We start from the raw sequence: 5168 nt of genomic DNA, 5'->3' as shown, positions 1-5168 counted from the left end.
CGCCGCCGCAGCGTTCGGCCAGGGCAATCGCCGCGGCGGTCTTGCCCGAGGCGGTCGGGCCCATCAGCGCGATCGCGCGCGGGCGCCGGTCGGCCGCCATCAGTCCTCGTCCGGCCAGCGGATCGTCGCCGCGGTCGACGCTGTGGCGGCGCGCGGCAACGGCACGGCCTGCAGCGCCTGCCAGACCTTCAGCGCGTCGACGGTGGCAGCGACGTCGTGCACGCGCAGCAGCGCGGCACCGCGCTGTGCAGCCAGCAGATGCGCGGCGACCGAGCCGGCCACCCGCTGCTCCGGCACCTCGCGCCCGGTCAGCTCGCCGATGCTGCGCTTGCGCGACAAGCCGGCCAGCACCGGCACGCCCAGCTCGACCAGCCGCGCCAACTGGGCCAGCAACTGCAGGTTGTCGGCGGTGCTCTTGCCGAAGCCGAAGCCCGGGTCGACCAGGATGCGTCGCTTGTCGATGCCGGCCATCTCCGCGGCGAAGATGCGCTCGGCCAGGAACCGGTGCACCTCGCCGACCACGTCGTCGTAGCCGGGCGCGCTGCCGGCGGCATAGGCGTCGGCGGGCATGTGCATCAGCACCACCGGCACCCCCAGTTCCGCGGCAGCGTCCAGCGCGCCGGGCTGGCGCAGGGCCTGCACGTCGTTGATCATGCCGGCGCCCGCCGCGACCGCGGCGCGCATCACTTCCGGCTTGAAGGTGTCCACGCTCAGCGGCAGCGCGGTCTGCACGGCCAGCCGCTCGATCACCGGAATCACCCGCCGCAGTTCTTCTTCCACCGGCACCGGCATCGCGCCCGGACGGGTCGACTCGCCGCCGATGTCCAGCACGTCGGCGCCCTCCCCGGCCAGACGCAGGCCGTGCGCCACCGCCGCGTCCACGCTGGCGTGCGCGCCCCCGTCGGAGAACGAATCCGGGGTGACATTGACGATGCCCATCACCCGCGGGCGATCGAGCAGCAGCCGGTGGGCGCCGCACTGCAAGCTGGGCGAGGTGTCGAACATCGGTGAGTCTCCTGGTAGTGACCGTGGCGGGCGGCGGGATGGCGCTGCGCAGCGCCATGCGGCATCCGCGACACACGCATGGCGGCAGCGGCCTACGCGACGTTTCCGCGGCACATCGCATCGACGCGGCAACCTGCGGCCAGCGCAGTGCCATTGTCGCCCACGCGTACGCAGGCGGCGAGTCGACATCGGACGATGCGACCGGCCCCGCACCGCCGCCAACAAAAAAGCCAGGGATCGCTCCCTGGCTTTTCGGCGCTTGAAGGGCGCTCCTGCGCTTACACCTGCTCGGCAGGCCCGGCGATCGGCGGCAGCGGACGCGAATTGCCCTTGTCGTTGTTGCCGCCGTCCTTGCCGGACTTGTTCCAGCCCATCGGCGGCGGCGGATCGCGACCTTCCATGATCGCCTCGATCTGCGGCGCGTCGATGGTCTCGTACTGCAGCAGCAGCTGCGACATGGTGTGCAGCTTGTCCAGATTCTCGGTGAGGATCTGCGTGGTCTTCGCATACGCCTTGTCGAGGATCGACCGCACCACTTCGTCGATGCGCCGCGCGGTGTCGTCGGAGACGCTCTTGTGCTGGGTCACCGAACGGCCCAGGAACACTTCGTCGTCCTCCTCGCCGTAGGCGATCGGCCCCAGCTCGTCGGACAGGCCCCACTTGGTGACCATGTTGCGCGCCATCTTGGTCGCGCGCTCGATGTCGTTGGACGCGCCGGTGGTGACCTTGTCGGTACCGAAGATCAGTTCCTCGGCCACGCGGCCGCCGTACAGCGAGCACAACTGCGACTCGATCGCCACACGGTTCATCGAGTACTTGTCGCCTTCCGGCAGATACATGGTCACGCCCAGCGCGCGGCCGCGCGGGATGATCGTGACCTTGTAGACCGGGTCGTGCTCGGGCACCAGGCGGCCGACGATGGCGTGGCCGGCTTCGTGGTAGGCGGTGAGCGTCTTCTCGTCCTCGCTCATGGCCATCGAACGACGCTCGGCGCCCATCAGGATCTTGTCGCGGGCACGGTCGAAATGATCCATGCGCACTTCCTTGACCGACTCGCGCGCGGCGAACAGGGCCGCCTCGTTGCACAGATTGGCCAGGTCGGCGCCGGAGAAGCCCGGCGTGCCGCGCGCGATCACCATCGGCTCGATGTCGTCGGCCAGCGGCAGCTTGCGCATGTGCACCTTGAGGATCTGCTCGCGGCCGCGCACGTCCGGCAGGCCCACCACCACCTGGCGGTCGAAGCGGCCCGGGCGCAGCAGCGCCGGATCCAGCACGTCCGGACGGTTGGTCGCGGCGATCACGATCACGCCCTCGCCGCCCTCGAAGCCGTCCATCTCCACCAACAACTGATTGAGGGTCTGCTCGCGCTCGTCGTGACCGCCGCCCAGGCCGGCGCCGCGATGGCGGCCGACCGCATCGATTTCGTCGATGAAGATGATGCACGGCGCATGCTTCTTGGCCTGCTCGAACATGTCGCGCACGCGGCTGGCGCCGACGCCGACGAACATTTCCACGAAGTCCGAGCCGGAGATGCTGAAGAACGGCACCTTGGCCTCGCCGGCGATGGCCTTGGCCAGCAGGGTCTTGCCGGTGCCCGGCGGGCCGACCATCAGCACGCCGCGGGGGATCTTGCCGCCGAGCTTGGTGAACTTGGTCGGATCGCGCAGGAAGTCGACCAGTTCGCCGACCTCTTCCTTGGCCTCGTCGCAGCCGGCGACGTCGGCAAAGGTGATCTTGATCTGATCCTCGCCCTGCAGCTTGGCGCGCGACTTGCCGAAGGACATCGCGCCCTTGGCGCCACCGCCGCCACCCTGCATCTGGCGCATGATGAACAGCCAGAAGCCGATGATCAGGATGACCGGCAGGAAGTTCAGCACCAGCGACCAGAAGCCCGGACCGTTGTCGGGCTTCTGCCGAGTGATGTCCACGTTCTTGCTGTACAGCACGTCGATCAGCTTGCCGTCGCTCGGGCCGTACACCGAGCCTTCGCTGCCGTCGGCGCGCTTGAAGCGGATCGCGTTGACCGACAGGTTGGTGGCGTCGGTGAAATCGACCGACTTCACCCGCCCGGCGTCCACGTCCTTCAGGAACTGGGAGTAGGTCACGTTGTCGGTGCCCGCGCCGCCGGCGAGCCGCGGCGAGAAGCTCTGGAACACCACCATCAGCACGACGGCAACGACTACCCACAACAGCAGATTCTTGGTCAAGTCGTTCATCCTCATTGGCTCCGGTGTCCCTTCAACTCTGTCTCGATGCGTGGCATTGCGGATTCAGCCTTGCGTTCAGCTTACTTGATCTGGGCGCGCTTGCCCTGTCCGAGGGCGTAGACCTCCGGCGAGCGCTTGCGCGACGCGGCCGGCTTGCGGATGGTCACCTTCTCATAGCGGCGGCGCATGTCGCGGATGTAGTCGTCGAACCCCACGCCCTGGAACAGCTTGATCAGGAACGCGCCGTTCGGCTTCAGGTGGCTGTCGGCGAACGCCATCGCCAATTCCGCCAGATGCATCATCCGCGGCTGGTCGACCGCATCCATTCCGCTCTTATTGGGGGCCATATCCGACAGCACAAGGTCCACCGGGGTATCGCCCAGCATGGCCTCGAATCGCGATAGCACCGCGTCCTCCCTGAAGTCACCGTGAAGAAACTCCACGCCGGCCAGCGGCGGCATCTCCAGGATGTCCAGGGCCAGCACCCGACCGCGGTCGCCCATCGACTTGCGCACCTGCTGCGACCAGCCGCCCGGCGCGGCGCCGAGATCGACCACCACCATGTCCGGCTTGAGCAGCCTGTCGCGCTGCAGCAGTTCCTCCAGCTTGTAGGCGGCGCGCGAGCGCATGCCTTCGGCCTGGGCCTTCTTCACGAAGGGGTCGGCGAAATGTTCGCGGAGCCAGCGTTGGCTGCTTTTGCTGCGGGTGGCCATGGACGCACGGTCGGGAGGGGCGGCCATGATACCCTGATCGCCCTTGCCAACCCTGCTCCCACCTGCATGTCGATCAGCCTGACCTCGGCCCAGAACCGCTTCCTGCGCGGCCTGGCCCACGACCTCAAACCCCTGCTGCAGATCGGCAGCAAGGGCGTCACCCCGGCCTTCCTGGCCGAACTGGACGAGGTGCTGGAGCGCCACGAACTGGTCAAGGTGAAGGTCGGCGGCGACGACCGCGAGGCCCGCGACGCCGCCATCGGCAGCCTGGTGGAGCAGTCGCACAGCGTGCTGGTGCAGCGCATCGGCCATACCGCGATCCTGTATCGCCCGGCCAAGGAAGACCGGCAGATCGTGCTGCCGCGCGCCTGAGCGCGCCCTCGGTGACCCCATGCAACTGACCCAGGACCTGCCCGACTACGCCTATGCCCTGCGCATGGCCGACGGCCGCCAGGCCAAGGTGAACGACCGGCTGTTGACCCGCAGCTTTGTCCTCGCGCCGGACACCCTGGTCGAGGACTGGCAGGCCCCGCCGGCCGGCGACCTGCAGCCGCAGCATCTGCAGCCGCTGCTGGAGCTCAACCCGGCCCTGGTGATCCTCGGCACCGGCGAACGCCAGGTGTTTCCCGCCGCGGCGGTGATGGCGCTGTTCCTGACCCGCGGCATCGGCATCGAGGTGATGAACAATGCCGCTGCGGCGCGCACCTACAACGTGCTGGCCGCCGAAGGCCGGCGCGTGGCGGTGGGGTTTCTGCTCGAAGGCTGAGCCAGGCGTCGCGGGCCGGGCACTGCGACCTCCTGATCGTTGACCTTAGCGGCCTCAACCACGGCCTGGCCGCGCCGCGGACAACATGCGATCGAGGCAGAGAGGACGCCTGTCGTTCCTTTCGTCTCTTGCAGATCGCTGCGCGGCGTCTGCCGCGCGATGCGAGCACAGCGCGTCGGGGCTGAAGCCCCTCCCACACAAGAGGTGGCCCCCCGTATGAGCCGGCGGCGCTTGCGGCCCACTGGGCCGCGCCGATGGCGAACGCCCGGCGCGCTGCGCCGGGCCGGGGATCCGCCCGCGCAACGACGCAACCGGTTACTTCGGCGGCAGATACAGCAACGGATCGACCGGCTTGCCGTTGTAGCGAATCTCGAAGTGCAGCATGTCGCGCGCCGCGCCGCTGTGGCCCATTTCGGCGATCTGCTGGCCGGCCTTGACGTTCTGGCCCTCGTTGACCAGGCGCTTGCGGTTGTGGCC

The 5168-nt window shown here is 68.6% G+C and carries 6 protein-coding genes and 1 pseudogene; 2 read left to right on the top strand and 5 right to left on the bottom strand.

The genetic code is table 11. The features are described from left to right. The 4 genes and pseudogenes from D180_RS24295 to rlmE all read right to left on the bottom strand — a co-directional run. Positions 1-100, bottom strand: a pseudogene (locus D180_RS24295) (tRNA (adenosine(37)-N6)-dimethylallyltransferase MiaA); the annotation flags it as partial. Beyond that, the gene (gene folP / locus D180_RS20610; RefSeq protein ID WP_017914251.1) at positions 100-1005 is read right to left on the bottom strand and encodes a dihydropteroate synthase; all 906 of its coding nucleotides are present in this window, start codon (positions 1003-1005) and stop codon (positions 100-102) included. The gene folP and the pseudogene D180_RS24295, both read right to left, overlap by 1 nt. A gap of 278 nt (positions 1006-1283) precedes the next feature. Then, positions 1284-3221 (bottom strand): ATP-dependent zinc metalloprotease FtsH, encoded by a 1938-nt coding sequence (gene ftsH, locus D180_RS20605; RefSeq protein WP_017910619.1) that lies wholly within the window; start codon positions 3219-3221, stop codon positions 1284-1286. Positions 3222-3292: 71 nt separating this feature from the next. Further along, positions 3293-3925 carry a 23S rRNA (uridine(2552)-2'-O)-methyltransferase RlmE gene (gene rlmE, locus D180_RS20600; RefSeq protein ID WP_017914250.1) on the bottom strand — a complete coding sequence of 211 codons (633 nt, stop codon included), beginning with the start codon at positions 3923-3925 and terminating at the stop codon, positions 3293-3295. Positions 3926-3991: 66 nt separating this feature from the next. On the opposite strand from rlmE, the gene yhbY reads away from it, so the two are divergent. Then, positions 3992-4297, top strand: a complete 306-nt coding sequence (gene yhbY, locus D180_RS20595; RefSeq protein WP_010341321.1) for a ribosome assembly RNA-binding protein YhbY — start codon at positions 3992-3994, stop codon at positions 4295-4297. 19 nt (positions 4298-4316) lie between these two features. Beyond that, positions 4317-4691, top strand: a complete 375-nt coding sequence (locus D180_RS20590) for an Mth938-like domain-containing protein (protein ID WP_017910617.1) — start codon at positions 4317-4319, stop codon at positions 4689-4691. A gap of 315 nt (positions 4692-5006) precedes the next feature. On the opposite strand, the gene D180_RS23175 is transcribed toward D180_RS20590, so the two are convergent. Continuing rightward, positions 5007-5168, bottom strand: a 162-nt coding sequence (locus tag D180_RS23175) for a peptidoglycan DD-metalloendopeptidase family protein (RefSeq protein ID WP_043091469.1), incomplete at its 5' end; no start/stop codon positions are given.

The organism is Xanthomonas sp. SHU 166, from assembly GCF_000364685.1.
Lineage (GTDB): Bacteria > Pseudomonadota > Gammaproteobacteria > Xanthomonadales > Xanthomonadaceae > Xanthomonas_A > Xanthomonas_A sontii.
Note: the sequence above shows the minus strand (reverse complement) of the source record. Positions and strands in the feature narration are given on the sequence as shown.

Coding starts and splice junctions, on each gene's coding strand:
- folP (WP_017914251.1), bottom strand. CDS start 1,005: ATGTTCGACACCTCGCCCAGCTTGCAGTGCGGCGCCCACCGGCTGCTG.
- ftsH (WP_017910619.1), bottom strand. CDS start 3,221: ATGAACGACTTGACCAAGAATCTGCTGTTGTGGGTAGTCGTTGCCGTC.
- rlmE (WP_017914250.1), bottom strand. CDS start 3,925: ATGGCCACCCGCAGCAAAAGCAGCCAACGCTGGCTCCGCGAACATTTC.
- yhbY (WP_010341321.1), top strand. CDS start 3,992: ATGTCGATCAGCCTGACCTCGGCCCAGAACCGCTTCCTGCGCGGCCTG.
- D180_RS20590 (WP_017910617.1), top strand. CDS start 4,317: ATGCAACTGACCCAGGACCTGCCCGACTACGCCTATGCCCTGCGCATG.